This window comes from Massilia antarctica (assembly GCF_015689335.1).
GTDB classification, from domain to species: Bacteria; Pseudomonadota; Gammaproteobacteria; order Burkholderiales; family Burkholderiaceae_D; genus Telluria_A; species Telluria_A antarctica.
In genome coordinates, this window is sequence record NZ_CP065053.1 from 5,873,462 (window position 1) to 5,892,851 (window position 19,390).

The window sequence follows — 19,390 nt, forward strand, 5'->3', positions numbered from 1 at the left end:
ATAGGCAGTGTGCAAGGTCGTCGGTACGCAGGCATGATAATGCGGATCGGCGCCGGCGGATATTTTATCGGCGCCGCGCCTTCCCTTTGCCGCCGGCGCCCGGGATGGCTTAGAATATGCGCGCCATCCGGCAAGCGCTTCCAAGGCAGCATTGTGAATCCACCGCAGCAGGGGTTTCTCCTGACCCGACACTGGCGCGACACCCCCACCGGCACCGAGGTCGATTTCTGGCTCGCCACCGACGCCGGGCCGCGCCGCATCCGCCTGTCCAATCAGCTCTCGGTCGCCTTTATTCCGGAACAATGGCGCACCCAGGTCGAAGCGCTGCTACAGGGCGAGCGTGGCTGCGAACTGCGTGCCCTGGACCTGCGCGACTTCAGCCAGCGCCCCGTGTTCGGCCTGTACTGCCAGCAGTACCGCCAGCTGACCAGGCAGGCCAAGCGCCTGCGCGAACTCGGCATCGACGTCTACGAAGCCGATATCCGCCCGCCCGAGCGCTATCTGATGGAGCGCTTCATCACCGCGCCGGTGCTGTTCCACGATGCGCCCGACAGCCCCCTGAAACCGGGGCCAGGCTACCGCCCGCGCCTGAAACTGGTGTCGCTCGACATCGAAACAACGTCGCGCGGCGAGCTGTATTCGATCGCCCTCGAAGGCTGCGGCCAGCGCCAGGTGTACATGCTCGGCCCGCCCAACGGTAACGATGTGCCGCGCGACTTCTCCCTCGACTACTGCGACAGCCATGCGCAGATGCTCGCATGCCTCAATGCCTGGCTTGAAACGCACGACCCGGACGCCATCATCGGCTGGAACGTGGTGCAGTTCGACCTGCGCGTGCTGCAACAGCACGCGCAGCGCTGCCAGGTGCCCTTGCGGCTGGGGCGCGACGGCAGCCCGATGGAATGGCGCGAACACGGCAAGCAGCAGCATTTCTTTGCTGGCGCGGCCGGGCGCCTGATCATCGACGGCATCGACGCGCTCAAATCGGCGACCTGGCGCTTTTCGTCGTTCAGTCTCGAAAACGTGTCGCGCACCCTGCTCGGCGAAGGCAAGGCGATCGACAATCCCTACCAGCGCATGGCCGAAATCGAACGCCGCTTCAACGAAGACAAGCCGGCGCTGGCGCACTACAACCTCAAGGACTGCGAACTGGTCACCCGCATTTTCGACAAGACCGAGCTGCTGCCCTTCCTGCTCGAACGGGCCAAGGTCACCGGGCTGGCGGTGGACCGCAGCGGCGGCTCGGTGGCCGCCTTCGAGCACCTGTACCTGCCGCGCATGCACCGCCAGGGCTATGTGGCGCCCAACCTGGGCGATATCGCCGGCGAGAACAGCCCCGGCGGCTATGTCATGGATTCGCGTTCGGGCCTGTACGACTCGGTGCTGGTGCTCGACTACAAAAGCCTGTATCCCTCGATTATCCGCACCTTCCTGATCGACCCGGTCGGCCTGATCGAAGGCTTGCGCGACGATAGCGGCGCCACCGTGCCGGGCTTTCGCGGTGCGCGCTTCGCGCGCGAGAAGCACTGCCTGCCGGCCATCGTGAGCCAGATCGCGCAGGGGCGCGAGGCCGCCAAGCGCGAACGCAACCAGCCGCTGTCGCAGGCGCTCAAGATCATCATGAACGCGTTTTACGGCGTGCTCGGATCGGACGGCTGCCGCTTCTTCGATCCGCGCCTGGCGTCCTCGATCACATTGCGCGGGCAAGAGATCATGCACCGCACGCGCGAACTGATCGAAGAACGCGGCTACCAGGTGATCTACGGCGACACCGATTCGACCTTCGTCTGGCTCAAGCACGCGCACGACGATTCGCAGGCGGGCGAGATCGGCCGCGCGCTGGTCGCCCATGTCAACGCGTGGTGGACCCGCCATGTGCGGGAGGAGTTTGGCCTCGACAGCGCGCTCGAACTTCAATATGAAACGCACTACCGGCGCTTCCTGATGCCGACCATCCGCAATTCGGACGAAGGCAGCAAGAAGCGCTATGCGGGCCTGGTCGGCACCAGCGAGGGCGGCGAAGAGATGGTGTTCAAGGGCCTGGAGACGGTGCGCAGCGACTGGACGCCGCTGGCGCAGCAGTTACAGCAAGCCCTGTACCTGCGCATCTTCCGGCGCGAAAGCTACCGCGATTACGTGCGCGACTACGTCAACAGCACCCTGCGCGGCGACTTCGACGACCTGCTGGTGTACCGCAAACGCATCCGCCGCCCGCTGGCGGACTACCAGGGCAATACGCCGCCGCCGGTGCGCGCCGCGCGCCTCGCCGACGACTTCAATCGCCTGCACGGGCGTCCGCCGCAGTATCAGAAAGGCGGCTGGATCCAGTATGTGATGACCCTGGCCGGCCCCGAACCGCTCGAAACGCAACGCTCGCGCATCGATTACGACCACTACGTCACGCGCCAGCTCCAGCCGATCGCCGACGCCATCCTGCCCTTCCTGGGCGACGATTTCGCCAGCCTCACGAGTCTCCAGCAAACCCTGTTCTGACGCAGGCCGGGAAAACCATGCACCTCACATAAATTTGCCATATTGACGTTGCTCAGCGATAATAGTAATAGGAATCATTATCATTCGCAGTAATCACTTAGCAACGTAAAGTCAAGGACGTCATATGGCAATGCAAAAGACCCGGCTGGCCGTCATCATCGCGCTCGCCCTTCCCCAGTTCTCCAGTTCCGCGCTGGCGCAGACCGCGCTCAAGGAAATCACCGTCACCGCCATGCGCGACCAAGACGCCGGCTACAACCCGCCCACCTCGACCAGCGCCACCAAGATCGACGCGCCGCTGCGCGATATTCCGCAAACCGTCAACGTGGTGCCGCTCTCCGTGCTGCGCGACCAGGGCGCGCGCTCCTTGCAGGACGTGCTCAAGGCGGTGCCGGGCATTGGCCTGTCGCACGGCGACGGCCAGCGCGACCAGGTGACCATCCGCGGCTTTACCGCCATCGCCGACCAGTTTGTGGACGGTATGCGTGACGATGCCTTGTACTTCCGCGACCTGTCCAACACCGAGCAAGTGGAGATCATCAAGGGGCCGGCGTCGGTGCTGTACGGGCGCGGCTCGTCCGGTGGGCTGATCAATCGCATCGGCAAGAAGCCCGGCATCAACAAGAATGAAGTGAGCCTGCAGGTGGGCAGCTGGAACCAGCGCCGCGCCGAAGTCGACGTGGCCCGCGCCGACAGCGCCAGCCCGGTGGCATTTCGCGTGACCGGCGCCATCGAACGCGTCGACAGCTACCGCGACCAGCAGTTCCTCGACCGCGAAGCGTTCGCGCCGTCGGTGTCGCTCAAGATCAGCGACGCCACCAAGGTGCTGCTGCAGGCCGAATACCTGAACGACAAGCGCGTGACCGATTTCGGCGTGCCCGCGTACCGCGGCAAGCCGGTCGATGTGCCTGCAGGCACCTACTACGGCGCGGCCAACGCGAAGGACAACGATTATTCCGAAGCGGAAGTGAAGGCCTTCGGTTTCACCTTGGATCACCGTTTCAACGATACCTGGTCGTTGCGCAATGCCTTCCGTCACTATAACTACACCCTCGACCGCAACAATACCCTGGTCGGCTCGGTCGATGAAAAGGCGCTGACGGCGTCGCTGAACCGCAGCAATGTGATGCGCGATGAAAGCGGCTATTTCAATCAGACCGAGCTGAAACAGATCGCCAACCTGGCCGGCATGCGCCATCAACTGCTGTACGGCGTGGAGATCGGCAAGCAGGAAAAAGACCAGCTGTTCCGCTCGCAAAACAATATCGCCAGGGTCGACCTGTTCCATCCGGTCGCGCCGGTACTGCCGTTCACCGTCAGCGCCGCCCCGTCGACCGACAACCTGGGCGTGACGACGGTGGCCAGCGCCTACGTGCAGGATATGGCGGCCTTGTCGGCGCAGTGGAAAGCGCTGGCGGGGGTGCGCTTCGACCGCTTCGAGCAGGAAACGCGCGAACGCCGCGCCGGCCAGTCGAACCTGGCCCGTGTCGACCGTGCATGGAGCCCGCGTGCCGGCCTGGTGTATCAGCCGGGCGAAACGCAATCGTACTTCGCCTCGTTCAGCAAGTCGTTCCAGCCATCGGGCGAATCGTTTGCGCTGGCCGCGAACAATGCCCAGATCGCGCCCGAGGAAACGACCAACAAGGAAGTCGGCGCCAAGTTCGACCTGTTCGGCGGCAATGCGACCGCCTCGGTGTCGCTGTTCCGTTTGGAACGCACCAACATCAAGGCCACCGACCCGGCCACCAACCGTCTCATTCCGATCGGTACGCAGCGCAGCGACGGGATCGAGCTGACCTTCGCCGGCAAGCTGGGCGATGGCTGGCAGCTGTGGTCGGGCTATGCGTATCTGGATGCGCGGGCGGTGTCGTCGGTCGCCATCGATGCCGGACAGCCAGTACAGGGCAAGCGCCCTACCCTGACCCCGGTGCACAGCGCTAATGTGTGGCTGACCAAGTCGCTCGGTAACGGCTTCGGCGTGGGCGCTGGCGCCAATGCCGTCGGCAAGCGCTTTGCCAATCCGGGCAATACCGTGACCCTGCCGGGCTACGCAACCCTCGATGCGATGGCGTACTACCGCCAGGGCAAGGTCGACCTCCAGCTCAATGCGATGAACCTGACCGACCGTCAGTACATCGTCGCCGGGCATGGCAGCAACGGCAATCTGAACCTGCCCGGCGCGCCGCGCTCGGTCCAGCTGACGGCGCGCTACGCGTTCTGAAGCCTGAGGCAATCCAAGGCAATCTGGACGATTGCTTTCCTTGCGCATCCGCGCAAGGCCGCCCGCTACCATGGTGACTATTGCGAGAACGTGCTCATCGCTGGCCGGGGGCTGGCGGCCGGGGTGTAGCCGCCTGTGCCAACGAACCAAATACGCTGGCCGAGGTCTTACTATGGTAAGGGGAACTGGCTCGACCCGGTCATCTTTCGCCAACGCGTCGCTGGACTGGCTGACCAAGCCAAGTAGCGACCTGCGGCGACCGCCGGTATGGCCGCTGCCCTGTTGCCCCCGGACGCGATGCCCGTGCAAGCGGCGGTCATTACCGGGAAAAATCCATAAAAACCATAAGGGAACGCGATGGACATGAACGATGAACTGCATGATCATGGAGACATGGAAACCCGTGTAACCAGACTGGAAGCCGATGTCACCGCCATCAAGATCGATGTTGCGGTGATCAAGGCCAATTGCGCCACGAAAGCGGATGTTGCCGAAGTACGGACCGAGATGCGTTCAGGGTTCGCCGAAGTCCGGGCCGAGATGCAGTCGGGGTTCGCCGAAGTGCGGGCCGAGATGCAGTCGGGGTTCGCCGAAGTCCGGGCCGAGATGCAGTCGGGGTTCGTCGAAGTGCGGGCCGAGATGCAGTCGGGGTTCGCCGAAGTGCGGGCCGAGATGCAGTCGGGGTTCGCCGAAGTGCGGACCGAGATGCAGTCAGAGTTCGCCAAGGTCCGGGGCGAGATGCAGTCAGAGTTTGCCGGGGTGCGGGGCGAGATGCAGTCAGAGTTTGCCGGGGTGCGGGCCGAGACGCATTCAGAGTTCGCCAAAGTGCGGGCCGAGACGCATTCAGAGTTCGCCAAAGTGCGGGCCGAGATGCATTCCGAGATCGCCGGAGTACGTTCGGAAATACGCAGCGCTGTGTCCGAAGCGAAGTCAGCAATCATCATGTGGGTTGCAGGCCTCGTTTTCCTGGCTCAGCTGATACCAGCAGCGGTACGCCTCATCGAGAAATACATCTGACATGCGCATCGTTGCTTGCCAACGCCTCGACTAAAGGCGGTTTTTACACAGCCCACGTTGATGCCTAACGGAACAGGGACGCGCAACATGCGTGTACCCTTGACGGGCACGGCAGGCATCATCCCTTTGCCAGGCAAACGAACCGCGCGAAGCGAGCCGGGCCGGAGAAACAATGCTGTGCCAGGACTGGCGAATTGCCGTGAGTGGGCACAGCGCTCACCCCATACCATCACGATGAACGCCCTCTGCCGCTTCGTCTGACCGGCAGGCTACCGTTTGAGGTACGACTGGCACATGCTGGCACCGCTTTGACAGAACCAGCTTCAATAGACGAGGTCTTACTGAGACAAGAGGAGCCGCCCCTTGTGCGAGCACGTTTTGCAATGGGTCGTTGACAAATCCGGCCCCGGCGGTATAGCTGCCTGCCATCATCGCATGGGGAGGCAATTGTCCGCCGCCCAAGGGTGCCACGTCCATACGCTCCGATTGTCATCGCCGGGCGGCATCCTTTACATCATGAGGACACACGATGGACATGAACGATGAACTGCGCGATCATGGTGACATGGAAGCCCGTGTAGCCAGACTGGAAGCTGACGTCACCGCCATCAAGATCGATGTTGCGGTGATCAAGGCCAATGGCGCGACCAAAGCGGATATTGCCGAATTACGGGCCGAGATCGCCGGAGTTCGTTCGGAAATCCGCAGCGCTGTCTCCGAAGCGAAGTCAGCAATCATCATGTGGGTTGCAGGCCTCGTTTTCCTGGCTCAGCTGATACCAGCGGCGGTACGCCTCATCGAAAAATACGTCTGACGCACGCACCGCAGCCGGTCAACAATCCGCCCAGAGCGGGTTCCTCCATTTCCATCCTTGATGTTGAACCGAACGATGAGGCCCAGGATGCCACGCACGGCAGGCATCTTCCATGTCTTCGGTAAACGAGCCGCGCCGAGCAAGGCGAGCCAGCGAAGCCGTGCCGCGCCAGGGCTGGCCAACGGCTTTCATTGTGCGCAGCTCGCACGCCAGCCATCACGACCAGCACACTCGGCCACGCCGGCCGGCAGACTATCGATCGAGGTATGACGGCATACACGTCGGCGCTGCTTTGAAAGAACCAACTTCAATGGACGAGGTCTTACTGTAACAAGCAAGACCGGGCCCTTGTGCGGGCGCGTTTCCAACGCGTCGCGGGCAAGTCCGGCCGCGGCTGAATCCGCCTGCCTTCAGCGCATGGGGAGGCGGTCGCCCGTTGCTCACCGGTGCCACGTCCATACGCCCCGCTTGTCATCACCGCGCGAAATCCTTTATATCATGAGGGAACACGATGGACATGAATGATGAACTGCGTGATCATGGCGACATGGAAGCACGTGTAGCAAGACTGGAAGCGGACGTCACCGCCATCAAGATCGATGTTGCGGTGATCAAGGCCAATGGGGCGACCAAAGCGGATATTGCCGAAGTGCGGGCCGAAATGCGTTCAGGGTTCGCAGAACTACGGGCCGAGATGCATTCCGAGATCGCCGGGGTACGTTCGGAAATCCGCAGCGCTGTGTCCGAAGCGAAGTCGACAATCATCATGTGGGTCGCAGGCCTCGTTTTCCTGGCTCAGCTGATACCAGCCGCGGTACGCCTCATCGAAAAATACGTCTGACGCACGCTGTTAGAACCGATCCAATATTGACCCACCGCACCGATCCAAATTTGACCAGGCCGGGGGCGCTGCGTTTTTCGTAGCAGCTGTGGATAGGTGTACCAAAAAGACGAGGAATTTGCAGAGAACGGAGCCGGAAGTGCACGCACCACGATTTTGCAGCTTATGATTTAACGATATAAATGGTTTATATCGTTAATGGACCTGGTGTTTTTCTGTGGCTTGAGTTGACGAGGTGAACGAAACGAAAAGCGGCTAGTGCCTGCGGATGGAAAAAAGAGCAGCACGTAAACCAGCTGCTACGCTGCTACGTAGGCGGCCAGTTCGTCTGGTGTTCCCATAGGAAAAGCCTCCCTCAAATAGCTGAGGAAGGCGGCGACGCGAGCGCTCAACAGCCGCCGTGATGGATACAGTGCCCATAGTGCGGTATCGGGGGCGTCGATTTCTCCCCAGGATACCAATGTCCCGGAGGCCACATCATGCGTTACCAACGACAACGGAAGGCATGCCGCACCCACACCCTGCCTGACTGCATCGCGGACCATGAAGTGCGATGACAAGCGAAGGACTGTCTTGGGCGTGATACTTGATTTCCCCGTTGGTGCGATTACATTCCAAGTTGCGGTCGCTTCGCCCATTCCACGCAACACGGCGGGCACGGATGAACTGCCGTCCGGACGAATCAAATCCGGGTGCGCCACAAGCACCAGCCGGTCACGCAAAAAGATCCGCCCGACTAAATTCTCGTCCGGATCCGGATTGACCCGGATCACCAGATCATAACCTTCGTTGACCATGTCGACGGGGCGGTCTTCCGTTGTCACCTCTAGCCTGACCTCGGGATACTTCGCTGCGAACCCGGCGGCCAGCTTCCCCATCGCGGCCTGCGAAAACAGCAGGGGCGCACTGATCCGCAACCTGCCCTGTGGACTCTCACCACCTGAGGCAATAGCGGCCGCCGTCTCGTTCACTTCAGCCAAGAGTGGCCATGTCCTCTCATAGAGCGCCCTGCCTTCTTCGGTTAGTGTCAGGGAACTTGCCCCGCGCTCAAGCAGGCGCAGGCCGAGGCTACTCTCCAGTTCCGCAACACGGCGAGATAGCGTGGCTTTGGGACGCCCGGCGGCGCGTGAGGCTCGTCCAAATCCTCCGTGCCGGGCGACGAGATTGAAATCAGTCAGTGCAAGCAAGTCCATGTGTTCCGCCAGTGAGACGGTATGTCCCGTTTTGATGTCTATCGGATCATACACGATACCGCTAACATGAATCTGTCTTCCAACCATCACCAAGGAAAAATATCATGACCATTCTCGTTACAGGCGCCACCGGCCGCGTAGGCAGCCAAGTCGTTAAACAACTCGTCCAGCGCGGCGCAGACGTGCGCGTTCTCGTGCGCGACCCTTCGAAGGCGGACTTTCCGGCTGGAGTACACGTCGTTCAAGGCGAGCTTCTCAATATTGATGCGCTGCGCACCGCGTTCACCGGCGTTAGCACGCTCTTTCTGCTCAATGCCGTCGCTGGTGACGAATTTACCCAAGCCCTCATCGCCCTGAACGTTGCCCGTGAATCCGGCGTCGATCGCGTCGTCTATCTGTCCGTGCTTCACAGCGATCGCTTCGTGAACGTGCCGCACTTTGCGGTGAAGCTGGGCGCCGAGCGGATGATTGAACAGATGGGCTTCAGCGCCACGATCTTGCGCCCGTCGTACTTCATCGACAACGAGCACATGATCAAGGACGTCATTTTTAACTACAACCTCTATCCGATGCCAATCGGTAGCAAAGGTGTTGCCATGGTTGACTCCCGCGACATCGCCGAGGTCGCAGCGATTGAGCTCATCCGCCGCGAGCAAGCCCCAGGCAAGCTGCCGCTCGAAACCATCGACCTGGTCGGTCCAGACACATTGACTGGCGCGGACGTGGCCGCGATCTGGTCCGATATATTGGGACGTCCGGTTGCCTATGGCGGCGATGATCCATCCGCATTCGAGCAGAATTTGGCGACCTTTATGCCAAAGTGGATGGCCTACGAGATGCGTCTGATGGCGGAGCGCTATGTCAGCGACGGGATGGTCCCGGAGGCTGGTGACGTCGAACGCCTGACCAAGATCCTGGGCCGCCCGCTGCACACGTATCGCGACTTCGCTTCCGAGATTGCCCCTGCGGCCTGACGCTCAACCAATTTCTCTCGAATGCAAGGAGATATCTGATGATTTATTCGACCGCCACAGTCCCGGTTAATCCGGAAGGCGAGACCAGGTTGACCCGTGCGCAGGTGTGGACGGGCCTTGAGCTCAAGGCGCGCGACGCTCGCGAGTTCCTGCCACCCGGCCTGTGTACCCGTTGCGACATCGTCGAGGAAAGCACAACGCACATTGTGCGTGAGGCGACGATTGTCAACCAAGACCTGCGCGAGATCATTACCTTTGAATCTGGCAGCAAGGTAACGTTCTTCCAGGCTACCGGGCCGCGCGAAGGGGCAATCGTCAACGAGTTGTTCGAGGATGAAGGCGGTGCACTGCAGCTTCGCTTCTATTGCTACCTCGGTCTGCGCGGCAAAATGCCAAATGGCCCCGAGGAACAAGCTGAGCAGGCGCAGTTCGACGGAGACAAGGGCTATAAAGCAGCGCTGCTGTCCACCCTGAAGCGAACCCGCGAACTACTTGCCGAGGGTAGGCTTTGATCGTTGGCGACTAAACAGGGGCCGAGGAAGTGATGCATACGGGCATAGATGCAAGCAAACGCTGCCTGGTTGCCGGCACAGTCGCAGTACGACGTTATCTGCGGCTGTGCTGTTCGTTTGCTCGTTCGCGTAAAGCAAACATCATTCATCAATTAGCCATATTTGGCATCGTGTTGATTGGAAATCTCGCGCCTGTATTGCCGCTCAAATTCGGCAAGATTCGCAGCATTCGCCCAGAGTTCCGAAATGTATTTGAACTCCTGTTCAAACGGCTCCTCGAACTCCGGAACGTCTGTCGCGTATTCGCAATTTCGGCTTAGCATGGTAAGCCAACATGGATACGCTAATGCGGGATAAAGCTTGGTTAACTCCGTGTCGAGAGAGTGAACCGTTTCTTTGCCCTCAAGATAGGCGCGCCTGAGCGCTACAATATATTTTCCTGCCAGCACCTCGTCATCAAGCCGGTCCGCACCAAGGTAACGCGCAATGATGACTTCGACCAGCCCAAGGACCTCTTCACGACCTCGCGCACAAACCAGTAAAACGATCTCCAAATCGTCACCCTCGTCGTCAGCGACCAAGCGCTCTACTGCCCAGTCAACGCACGCGGCACCGTCTCCATAGCCGAAGCGAAGCTTGAAATACTCTGCTTGAAGCTGGGCTATTTGTTGCATTTCTACTCCTTGAGTGTCCAGAATTATTTTATGAGCGCGCTGGATGCTGTGGCCGAAAGCAGCCTGCTGACCGATCCCGGTCACGCGCCGGGAAGGGCTGGACTTGATTGGACCGGAGATATCCGGTCGCGACAATGAAGATTGATATTGCCGTGATCAAGGCAGTCGGCGCGACCAAATCGGATATCGCCGATTTGCGTGCCGAAATGCGCAGCGCGGTAGCCGAGGCCAAGTCGGCAATTATTATGTGGGTCGCCGGACTCGTTTTCCTGGCCCAGTTGGTACCGACAATGGTCCGCATCATCGAGAAGTACATTTGACACCCCTGCAATACCGTCCGCCGTCAATAAACCGCGCTGTGCGGGTTTCTTGCCTCCCGCATCGATGGCGCAATTCATTTACCATCACATAGCAAAATAAATTCCTCAACATCGCAATGCTGGCGTATATTCATCGATATTCGTTTTACAACGGATACCGCCCTGACGCCCCATATCGAAAGGAATTCCGCATGCGCCCTGCCCTCCCTGCCTGCCTCGCCGTTTTGATCCTGCTGGGAGGCGAGGCCAGTGCCCGTCCCCATTCGCTCGGCATCGCCGTGCCGCCGGGCGAGTCGACCATTGCCTACGACATGAACGCCGCCGGCCAGGTAGCCGCCGTGCTGGAAGATGGCGACGGCCACACGCGCGGCGTCCTGTTCGAGAAAGGCAAGATCACCGACCTGGGTGCGCGCGGCGGCATGCACAGCGACGCGCGCGGGATCAACGACCGCGGCGAGATCATCGGATCGGTCCGCAACAAGGATGGCACCTGGAAGGCCTTCCTGTTCCATCGCAGCAGCGGCATGCGCGTGATGGGCACCTTGGGCGGCCCCAGCAGCTACGGCATGGGCATCAACCAGGAAGGCGTCAGCGTCGGCTTTGCCGACATTCCCAACGGCGACTGGCATGCCTTCATCAACGACGGCGGCGAGCAGTTGCGCGACCTCGGCACCTTGGGCGGCAATATCAGTTACGCCAGCGGCATCAACAAGCACAGACAGGTGGCCGGCACCGCCGCCAACGCGGACGGCTACCGTCACGCCTTCCTGTACACGTCGGAGCGCGGCATGGTCGACCTGGGCACCCTGGGCGGGCGCCAAAGCTCGGCCATGGCGATCAACGACAATGGCGTCGTGGTCGGCGCCTCGGAAACCCGGGACCGCCGCTGGCGCGCCTTTGTGCACGACGGCAAGCGCATGGTCGACCTGGGCGCCCTGATCGGCAACTACAACAGCTTCGCCACCGATATCAACAACGCCGGCCGCGTGGTCGGCACCGTGCTGGTCGGTCAGGAGCGCATGTCCTTCGTGTGGCGCGACAAGAAGATGACGGTGCACCGCGGCGGCCAGGGCCTGCACCTGACCAACGCCATCAACGACCGCGAGCTCGTCATCGGCGCCACCTACGATCACGGCATGACCGCCGCGACCATGGCCTCGAACGCGGCAGCCGTCATTACCCGCGGCGGCAGCGAACTGCTGACCCTGATCGCGGGGGTGCTGGCCATGGCCGGGCTGGCCGTGCTGTACCGCTGGCGCAGCCGCGGCATCGAGATCGCCAGCGCAGGCGGCTGAGGCGGGCCGCCGGCCGCGGCACTCAGCAGGCGCGCCGATATTGAGTGCATGGTATGCTGGCCGCCTTGCGGCATCCCTGCCGCGTCAACCAACAAGGACCTTATGTGCTTCCATTCTGGATGGGTGCTCCGGGCGGCCGTGCTGGCCAGCTTGCATGGCGGCGTGGCGCAGGCGCAGGACGTGATCCGCATCGGGCACGTGGCGGCCACCTCCGGCGCCATCGCCCACCTCGGCAAGGATAATGAAAATGGCGCGCGCATGGCGGTCGACGAGCTCAATGCCAGGGGCGTGCTGATCGGCGCCAAGCGCTACCGCATCGAGATGCTGGCCGAGGACGACGCCGGCGACCCCAAACAAGGCACCGTCGTGGCGCAAAAGCTGGTCGACGCCAAAGTGCGCGGCGTGATCGGCCACGAAACCTCGGGCACCACGATCCCGGCCTCGAAAATTTATTTCGACGCGGGCATCCCGCAAATTTCGCCCTCGGCCAGCAATCCCAAGTACACGCGCCAGGGCTTCAACACGGCATTTCGCAACGTCGCCAACGACGAGCAGTTGGGCGCCGCGCTCGCCAGGTACGCCGTACAGACCGGCAATGCCAGGCAGATTGCCGTGATCGACGACCGCACCGCCTACGGCAAGGGCCTGGCGGACGAATTCATCAAGAACGTCAAGACCGCCGGCCAGGGCGCGCGCGTGGTCACGCAACAGTACACCACCGACAAGGCGACCGATTTCAGCGCCATCCTGACCGTCATCAAGGCCGCCAAGCCCGACCTGATCTTCTTCGGCGGCATGGACGCCGTGGCCGGACCGATGCTGCGCCAGATGAAACAGCTGGGCCTGCCGGTGCGCTTCATGGGTGGCGACGGCATGTGTTCCGATTCGCTGGCCAGGCTGGCCGGCGAGGGCATGGCCGATGGCCAGGTCATTTGCGCGGAAGCCGGCGGCGTCGACGCCCAGCAGCAGAAAGGCATGGACGATTTTCGCGCAGCCTACCGGCGCCGCTACGGCATCGACGTGATGACCTACGCGCCGTATGCCTACGACGCCATGCACGCGATGGTGGCCGCCATGCAGCAGGCCGGCTCGCCCGATCCGGCCGTGTATCTGCCGGCGCTGGCCAAGGTCCGGCACAAGGGCGTGACCGGCGTGCTCGCCTTCGATGCCCGGGGCGACGTGAAAGATGGCCGCCTGACCTTGTTTACTTTCAAGAGCGGCAAGCGCCAGCGCCTCCAGGTCATCCAGTAAGCGGCGTGGCCGCCATGCGGATCAGAGGTCGCTGTCGTCGGTAAGGTGTTGCAGCCTCAGCAGATAGGGAGGAACCGACTGCGCATAGCCAGCCTCCAGCCTGTCAGCGTGCCCGTCACTCGCCCTGTCACCGCCCAGCAACTCCCGGTTGGCTCCCATGCCGGTCGATAAGGCGGGCCTGGCGCCGCGCATGCTGAGCATGATCCGGTCGACGGCGGCGCGCACATTGCCGGTCCCGGCCCGCGTAGCGATCAAGGCGTTGTACATGCCGGCGCCAGCCTGGGCGCGTTCGCCCAGCGCGGTGACGTCGTCGTCATACTCGTTTTCCGCTACGCCGCTGGAATACGGATTGCTGCGATACGCCTTGGCACGGTCCAGCCTCGGGGCGACTTCCTGTCCGCCGCCACCCAGGCTCATGTCGCGCGCCAAGGTGCCCATCAGCGGCACTTCGCCGGCCGCGTCGCCGTGCATGTATTGCCGCCCCATGTCCATGTCGCCGAGACCGATATCGACATCCATGTGGTGCCCGCCTCCTGCGTGCAGATACATCAGCCGGGCGATATCGGAGAAATACTTCAAATCATTCCAGGCATCGTGCCCGCCTTGTTTGACCGAATTGGCCGCTATGCCCGATGCCATACCGAGCTCTTGCGGCGTCACGCCGGAAGTCGCATTCCCATTGACCACCAATTCCTCGATCGCCCGGGTCTGATAGCCGGCGTCGCGCAACTGCTGCCGTTGTTGATTCCGTTTGAGGATTTTGGCCTGGTCCGCATCGTAAGCGTCGCGCTCGGCGCCCATGAACTTCCATGCCGACGGCTCCGGCTTCCTGATTCCTGCCTCAAATGCATCCGAATGCCACAAGGTGTGGGTCCAGGGCGTGTTTTGGGTCTTGGCCGCAGATTCCAGCAAGGTTGCCAAGGCGGAATCGGTCAACGGCCCGCCCGACCAGAACCGGTGGATCGATTGCGGAATGGGATGGGCGCCGTTCGGCACGACGGGAATGCCCAGCCGGAGCGCATCGTCGTCCTGCCCCAAGGGCGTCATCAATCCCGCCACGTACTCCTGCCGGTGCTGATCGACGGCCGCCACGCGCCCGGGGTCGTGCTGATGCAGCTGATCCATCAACCCGGCAATCCGCACCGAATCGCGGGCAACGATGAGCCGCTCCAGATAAGCCTTGATGGCCACCAAGCCGGCTTGATCGGTATCGAGCGGCGCACCCTCGTAGTCCGCGATCGTGATCACATATCGCTGGACCAGCCCGGCGCCCCCGCCAGGCGCCGTGGCGGTTTCGTATTGCCCTGGCGACGCACCGCTCGCGGCAGCCCGCGCTCCCATGACATCGGCCTCGCGTTCCAGGCCCGCATCGTCGTTCACGGCCACGCCCGCCTTCATCTGCAAGGTCGGCCTGACCCGGCCCTGCGCCTGCTGCACGACATGCCAGGCCTCGTGCGGCAAATGCCGTTCCTGGCCCGGCGCCACGTGGATATCGCTGCCCTGCGCGAACGCGTGCGCATTCAACTGCGCCGGCTGTGCCGAGTTGTAGTGGACCTTGACGTGGTCCATGCTCATCCCGGACAAGCTTTCCACCCCGGCTTTGAGTCGCTCGGGCAGGCCGGAACGATTCGCCGTGACTTGCCGCTGCAGCGGTGGGTTTTCCGTCATGCGGGCCAGCGCCTGCAACTGCCGTAAGCGTGCACTTTGCTGTATCAGGCTGCCGATGGCCTTGCATTGACACGACTCCGACCGCTGATCGGTGAGCGCTTGCAGGCGCATGTGCACACCCGCTTGCGCCCGTCCATCGACGAACTGCGCGACACCCCCGCCGGCCGTGCCATCGGGCGTTCCGGCGGCGCGCGGCGGCCGCTCCCGCTGCGATCCGGGAGCGGTTTGTATCGCGTCGTGAAGCACGCCAGAACGCATCATTCACCTCGCATGAACAGAACCACAAAAATGGCGCGCAGCCCGCCGTTACAGCCGCGCTCGCCTGCGCACCGCATCGTGCTGGCGCAGTTTTCGCCAGCGCTATCGATCACCGAATAGCCCTCGCAATCTCATAAATTACCACGTTGATGTAACAATGGCGACACCGCAAAAATAAAAAAAATAACAGAGTGTCTTATGATAAAGTCTTCCGAAATTACAACAAAAGGGAGATCAGACATGCGCGTTTCGATCGTCTTGCCCGAGCTTTTCAAGCGGGGAGCATGCCGATGATTGAGGCCGCTATCGATCATCTCGCGCAGCAGCTCAATCAGTTCTTGCGGCGCAGCCACAAGCTGACCGACGATATCGTGGTGGTCTCGAACATCATCGGCCAGAATGGCGCCATCGCACCGCACATCGCCAACAAGGTGGTGATCTGCCTGACCAATATCGAGAAAGACACCTTGCCCCAGCAGGCCTTGGCGCCCAGCGCCGGCGCCGCCCGCACGGCGGTGTTGAGCCGGCCGCTGTTCCTCAACCTGTACGTGGTGGTCGCCGCCAATTTCAGCGATAAAAACTATCCCGAGGCACTGCGCTTCATTTCCAGCGCCATCAGTTTTTTCCAGCGTACGCCGGTGTTCGACCATCAGGTCACACCCGATCTCGACGATCGCATCGAACGGCTCCTGCTCGATATCGAAAACCTCAAGACCCATGAGCTGAGCAATCTCTGGACCATGCTCAGCGGGCGCTACCTGCCCTCCGTCATGTACAAGGTGCGCATGATCACCGTGGGCGGTGGCGACATCACCCGCCAGGTCGGCACGGTGGCCGAACCGGTCACCAAGGTAGGCCACTGAATCATGCGCGGCGCATACTCCCTCCTCCTGGAATTGTGCGCCGAGCATGCTTATTTCCCGGCTGGGGCAAGCGGCAATTTCCGCTTCGTGCCGACCGCGCAGTGCGCCGCCCTGCTTGATCGCTTCGGCATCCTCGCGCGCCCGTCCGCGCACGGCCTGGCGCTGGTCGGCCAGGACAGCGCCCGCGCCGATCTGCAAGGCGCGGCGGAACTCGAATTTGGCGTGATATCGACCGATCCCCATTTTTCCCTGTTCACCGGGCTCGATGCGCCCGCGCCCGACGCCTGCCTGTTTTTCCACAGCGCCCTGGCCCAGGCCGAGGGCGCGGGGCGCTGGCGCCTTCACCCCGAGGAACTGGCCGGGCCGGCGGCCTGGCGCCGTCCGCGCGTGCCGGACAAGGCCGCCGCGCTGGCCGCGCAAGGCGCTGCGCCCAGGCCGGCGTTTTTCATGGTGCTGGCCCTGGCCGACGTGGCGGGCGCGCTGGCGCAGGCCGCCGCGCCAGTCTGGCTGGTGCGCTTCGGCGCCCGCGCCAGCGTCTGGAAGTACCATTTTCTGAGCGACCTCGATGCACCCAATCCGGTCATCGTCGATCTCGACGACAAACTGCGCTTCAGCGCGCGCGGGCGCACGCCGCTGCCCGGCAACCGCTCGGCGCTCACCTTTGCCAGCGAACAGGCGATCGCCATGCGCAAGACCCCGGAACAACGCCTGCAGCTGCGCGACCAGGGCGAGCTGGGCCAACGAATTCTCATCAAGCGACTGCCGAATGCCAGTGTGGCAGCCATCGGGCGGGAAATTACAGAAGGAAGTGCCGTACCAGTATTAGTGTCGGAAATCTACATCCCCTGATTACCCACCAGAAAGGACGCAAGATGGCGCAATATAAAACTCCCGGGGTCTACATCGTTGAGCAGAACGCATTCCCCAACTCGGTGGTCGAGGTCGCGACCGCGGTGCCCGCCTTTATCGGCCATACGCAGATCGCCGATTACAAGGGTTCTTCCCTGACCAACAAGGCCATGCGGATCAGCTCGATGGCCGAATTCGAGGCCCACTTCGGCGGTCCCCCATCACCGGTGTTCACGTTCGCCAAGATCGAGCGCCAGGACGATGCCGATTTTTCGGCCGCCGCACCGCTGGCGGCGGAAGGCGCTGCCCCTGGCGTCGCCGGGGCTGCTGGTGCTGCTGGTGCTGCTGGTGCTGCTGGTGCTGCCGGGGCGGCCGGAACCGAAGATCCCGCCTTGCGCGAGAAGGCGACAACGGCCAGAGCCGCCGCCGACAAGGCCAAGGCAGCGCATGAAGCCGACACTGAAAATGCCGAGAAGAAAACCGCGTACGACGATGCGGAAACCATAGCGGTCGAGGCCGATACGCAAGCCAAAAACAGTGCCAAACAGGGCGCGGCCCCGGTAAAAGCCGGCGATGCGCCCGACCTCGCCACCGTCGCCAAAACCGCCGCCGCCAAGGCGACGGATCTGCGCCAGAAGGCGAAACTTGCCAAGGACGCGCTCGACGCAGCCACGGAAGCGGAGAAAGTCGCCAAAACCCAGGCCTACACTGATGCGGACCGTGCCGCCACGGACGCCGAGAAAGAGGCCGCTGCCGCCGCCACCACCGCCGATGTCGCCGCTGCAGCCGCCGCGGCCACCGCCGACATCGTCGCCAATGCGCAGAAACTCAAGGCGGAAAAAGCGCGTGCGCTCGCGCCTTACAAACTGACCAAGACCGGCGGCAAGCACCTGCTTTACAACAGCATGAAACTGTTCTTCCAGAACGGCGGCGGCGCCTGCCACATCGTCTCGGTGGGCGACTACAACGCCATGCCCGATGGCGATGCCTTGCAGGCCGGCATCGATGTCTTGCTGAAGGAACAGGAACCGACCATGCTGGTCATTCCGGAAGCCGTGCTGCTGGCCAAAAACGACTGCTACGCACTGCAAGTCCAGATGTTGATGCATTGCGGCTACAAGATGAAGAGCCGTTTCGCCATCCTCGACGTGTATGACGGCGACAAGGAATTGAACGACGGCCCCGTCAACGAGTTCCGCGAAGGGGTGGGTACCAGTTTCCTGGCCTTCGGCGCCGCCTATTATCCATGGGTCAACACCACCATCGTGGCCGCCAAGGACCTCGATTTCACCTATTTCGATGCCGACAACCGGGCCAAGCTCAAGGACCTGCTCAGCAACGACCTGGCCAGCGTGCTGTACGCCGACACCAGCAAGAGCCCGGCGGCGCGGATCAAGGCCACCCAGGTGGGCAAGACCCTGGACGCCATCGTGCAGGACTGGAAAAAGGTCGAGGACGGCGCCGAGCGTCTGCACCAGATCGCCACCGTGCACAACACCCTGGTGGCGATCAGCCCCCTGTATTCGCGCATCTTGCTGGCCGTGCAGCGCAAGCTGAACCTGCTGCCGCCGAGCGCCGCGATGGCCGGCCTGTACACCATGGTCGACAATACGCGCGGGGTCTGGAAGGCGCCGGCCAACGTCAGCCTGGCGGCGGTGACCTCGCCCTCGGTCAACATCACCCACGACGACCAGGAAGACCTGAACGTCAGCACCACCGGCAAATCGGTCAATGCGATCCGCACCTTCATCGGCGAAGGCACCCTGGTATGGGGCGCGCGCACCCTCGACGGCAATAGCCTGGACTGGCGCTACATCAACGTGCGGCGCACCATGATCATGCTGGAAGAGTCGCTGCGCCTGGCCAGCAAGGCCTATGTGTTCGAACCGAACGTGGCCAATACCTGGGTCACCATCAAGAGCATGGCGCGCAATTTCCTGACCGGCATCTGGAAGCGCGGCGGCCTGGCCGGCGCCAGTCCGGACGATGCCTTCAGCGTCGCGGTCGGCCTGAACGAAACCATGACCGCCGAGGATATCCTCGAGGGCATCCTGCGCGTCACCATTCTGGTGGCGGTCAGCCGGCCGGCCGAATTCATCGAGATCACCTTCCAGCAGCAGATGCAAAAATCCTGACGCAACAAGGGC

The 19,390-nt window shown here is 62.3% G+C and carries 16 protein-coding genes; 13 read left to right on the top strand and 3 right to left on the bottom strand.

The features are described from left to right. Positions 1-153: 153 nt before the first annotated feature. The 5 genes from IV454_RS25920 (at position 154) to IV454_RS25940 (ending at position 7,386) form a co-directional block, all read left to right on the top strand. Positions 154-2,493 (top strand): DNA polymerase II, encoded by a 2,340-nt coding sequence (locus IV454_RS25920; RefSeq protein WP_229521837.1) that lies wholly within the window; start codon positions 154-156, stop codon positions 2,491-2,493. Between the two features lie 124 nt (positions 2,494-2,617). Next, positions 2,618-4,714, top strand: coding sequence for a TonB-dependent receptor (locus IV454_RS25925; RefSeq protein ID WP_206088506.1), 2,097 nt, complete (start codon positions 2,618-2,620; stop codon positions 4,712-4,714). Positions 4,715-5,077: 363 nt separating this feature from the next. Continuing rightward, positions 5,078-5,731 carry a coiled-coil domain-containing protein gene (locus tag IV454_RS25930; protein WP_206088507.1) on the top strand — a complete coding sequence of 218 codons (654 nt, stop codon included), beginning with the start codon at positions 5,078-5,080 and terminating at the stop codon, positions 5,729-5,731. 535 nt (positions 5,732-6,266) lie between these two features. Beyond that, positions 6,267-6,545 carry a hypothetical protein gene (locus IV454_RS25935; protein WP_206088508.1) on the top strand — a complete coding sequence of 93 codons (279 nt, stop codon included), beginning with the start codon at positions 6,267-6,269 and terminating at the stop codon, positions 6,543-6,545. Positions 6,546-7,062: 517 nt separating this feature from the next. Next, positions 7,063-7,386, top strand: coding sequence for a hypothetical protein (locus IV454_RS25940; RefSeq protein WP_206088509.1), 324 nt, complete (start codon positions 7,063-7,065; stop codon positions 7,384-7,386). A 299-nt stretch (positions 7,387-7,685) separates the two neighbouring features. Here the strand turns inward: IV454_RS25940 and IV454_RS25945 are convergent, their stop codons facing one another. Continuing rightward, positions 7,686-8,579 (bottom strand): LysR family transcriptional regulator, encoded by an 894-nt coding sequence (locus IV454_RS25945; RefSeq protein ID WP_206088510.1) that lies wholly within the window; start codon positions 8,577-8,579, stop codon positions 7,686-7,688. Positions 8,580-8,683: 104 nt separating this feature from the next. Between IV454_RS25945 and IV454_RS25950 the strand changes: the two genes are divergently transcribed. Continuing rightward, the gene (locus IV454_RS25950; RefSeq protein ID WP_206088511.1) at positions 8,684-9,553 is read left to right on the top strand and encodes an SDR family oxidoreductase; all 870 of its coding nucleotides are present in this window, start codon (positions 8,684-8,686) and stop codon (positions 9,551-9,553) included. Between the two features lie 38 nt (positions 9,554-9,591). Beyond that, the gene (locus tag IV454_RS25955; RefSeq protein WP_206088512.1) at positions 9,592-10,065 is read left to right on the top strand and encodes an AtaL-like protein; all 474 of its coding nucleotides are present in this window, start codon (positions 9,592-9,594) and stop codon (positions 10,063-10,065) included. A gap of 152 nt (positions 10,066-10,217) precedes the next feature. Here the strand turns inward: IV454_RS25955 and IV454_RS25960 are convergent, their stop codons facing one another. Next, positions 10,218-10,739: a hypothetical protein gene (locus tag IV454_RS25960; protein ID WP_206088513.1), complete on the bottom strand. Its 522-nt coding sequence runs from the start codon at positions 10,737-10,739 to the stop codon at positions 10,218-10,220. Between the two features lie 134 nt (positions 10,740-10,873). Between IV454_RS25960 and IV454_RS25965 the strand changes: the two genes are divergently transcribed. The 3 genes from IV454_RS25965 (at position 10,874) to IV454_RS25975 (ending at position 13,605) form a co-directional block, all read left to right on the top strand. Continuing rightward, a complete protein-coding gene (locus IV454_RS25965) occupies positions 10,874-11,059 on the top strand; it encodes a hypothetical protein (RefSeq protein ID WP_206088514.1) in 186 nt (61 codons plus the stop codon). 191 nt (positions 11,060-11,250) lie between these two features. After that, complete coding sequence (locus IV454_RS25970) at positions 11,251-12,354, top strand: HAF repeat-containing protein (protein WP_206088515.1); 1,104 nt, start codon at positions 11,251-11,253, stop codon at positions 12,352-12,354. A gap of 102 nt (positions 12,355-12,456) precedes the next feature. Then, complete coding sequence (locus IV454_RS25975; RefSeq protein ID WP_206088516.1) at positions 12,457-13,605, top strand: branched-chain amino acid ABC transporter substrate-binding protein; 1,149 nt, start codon at positions 12,457-12,459, stop codon at positions 13,603-13,605. A 21-nt stretch (positions 13,606-13,626) separates the two neighbouring features. On the opposite strand, the gene IV454_RS25980 is transcribed toward IV454_RS25975, so the two are convergent. Then, a complete protein-coding gene (locus IV454_RS25980) occupies positions 13,627-15,534 on the bottom strand; it encodes an eCIS core domain-containing protein (protein ID WP_229521838.1) in 1,908 nt (635 codons plus the stop codon). A 287-nt stretch (positions 15,535-15,821) separates the two neighbouring features. Between IV454_RS25980 and IV454_RS25985 the strand changes: the two genes are divergently transcribed. The 3 genes from IV454_RS25985 to IV454_RS33090 are packed head-to-tail and all read left to right on the top strand — an operon-like array spanning position 15,822 to position 19,378. Continuing rightward, complete coding sequence (locus IV454_RS25985; RefSeq protein WP_206088517.1) at positions 15,822-16,394, top strand: Pvc16 family protein; 573 nt, start codon at positions 15,822-15,824, stop codon at positions 16,392-16,394. A gap of 3 nt (positions 16,395-16,397) precedes the next feature. Next, the gene (locus tag IV454_RS25990; RefSeq protein ID WP_206088518.1) at positions 16,398-17,243 is read left to right on the top strand and encodes a hypothetical protein; all 846 of its coding nucleotides are present in this window, start codon (positions 16,398-16,400) and stop codon (positions 17,241-17,243) included. Positions 17,244-17,266: 23 nt separating this feature from the next. Continuing rightward, positions 17,267-19,378, top strand: coding sequence for a phage tail sheath family protein (locus IV454_RS33090; RefSeq protein ID WP_229521840.1), 2,112 nt, complete (start codon positions 17,267-17,269; stop codon positions 19,376-19,378). Positions 19,379-19,390 lie beyond the last annotated feature (12 nt).

Coding starts and splice junctions, on each gene's coding strand:
- IV454_RS33090 (WP_229521840.1), top strand. CDS start 17,267: ATGGCGCAATATAAAACTCCCGGGGTCTACATCGTTGAGCAGAACGCA.
- IV454_RS25955 (WP_206088512.1), top strand. CDS start 9,592: ATGATTTATTCGACCGCCACAGTCCCGGTTAATCCGGAAGGCGAGACC.
- IV454_RS25925 (WP_206088506.1), top strand. CDS start 2,618: ATGGCAATGCAAAAGACCCGGCTGGCCGTCATCATCGCGCTCGCCCTT.
- IV454_RS25975 (WP_206088516.1), top strand. CDS start 12,457: ATGTGCTTCCATTCTGGATGGGTGCTCCGGGCGGCCGTGCTGGCCAGC.
- IV454_RS25970 (WP_206088515.1), top strand. CDS start 11,251: ATGCGCCCTGCCCTCCCTGCCTGCCTCGCCGTTTTGATCCTGCTGGGA.
- IV454_RS25935 (WP_206088508.1), top strand. CDS start 6,267: ATGAACGATGAACTGCGCGATCATGGTGACATGGAAGCCCGTGTAGCC.
- IV454_RS25985 (WP_206088517.1), top strand. CDS start 15,822: ATGATTGAGGCCGCTATCGATCATCTCGCGCAGCAGCTCAATCAGTTC.
- IV454_RS25945 (WP_206088510.1), bottom strand. CDS start 8,579: ATGGACTTGCTTGCACTGACTGATTTCAATCTCGTCGCCCGGCACGGA.
- IV454_RS25950 (WP_206088511.1), top strand. CDS start 8,684: ATGACCATTCTCGTTACAGGCGCCACCGGCCGCGTAGGCAGCCAAGTC.
- IV454_RS25980 (WP_229521838.1), bottom strand. CDS start 15,534: ATGATGCGTTCTGGCGTGCTTCACGACGCGATACAAACCGCTCCCGGA.
- IV454_RS25930 (WP_206088507.1), top strand. CDS start 5,078: ATGAACGATGAACTGCATGATCATGGAGACATGGAAACCCGTGTAACC.
- IV454_RS25960 (WP_206088513.1), bottom strand. CDS start 10,739: ATGCAACAAATAGCCCAGCTTCAAGCAGAGTATTTCAAGCTTCGCTTC.
- IV454_RS25940 (WP_206088509.1), top strand. CDS start 7,063: ATGAATGATGAACTGCGTGATCATGGCGACATGGAAGCACGTGTAGCA.
- IV454_RS25990 (WP_206088518.1), top strand. CDS start 16,398: ATGCGCGGCGCATACTCCCTCCTCCTGGAATTGTGCGCCGAGCATGCT.
- IV454_RS25965 (WP_206088514.1), top strand. CDS start 10,874: ATGAAGATTGATATTGCCGTGATCAAGGCAGTCGGCGCGACCAAATCG.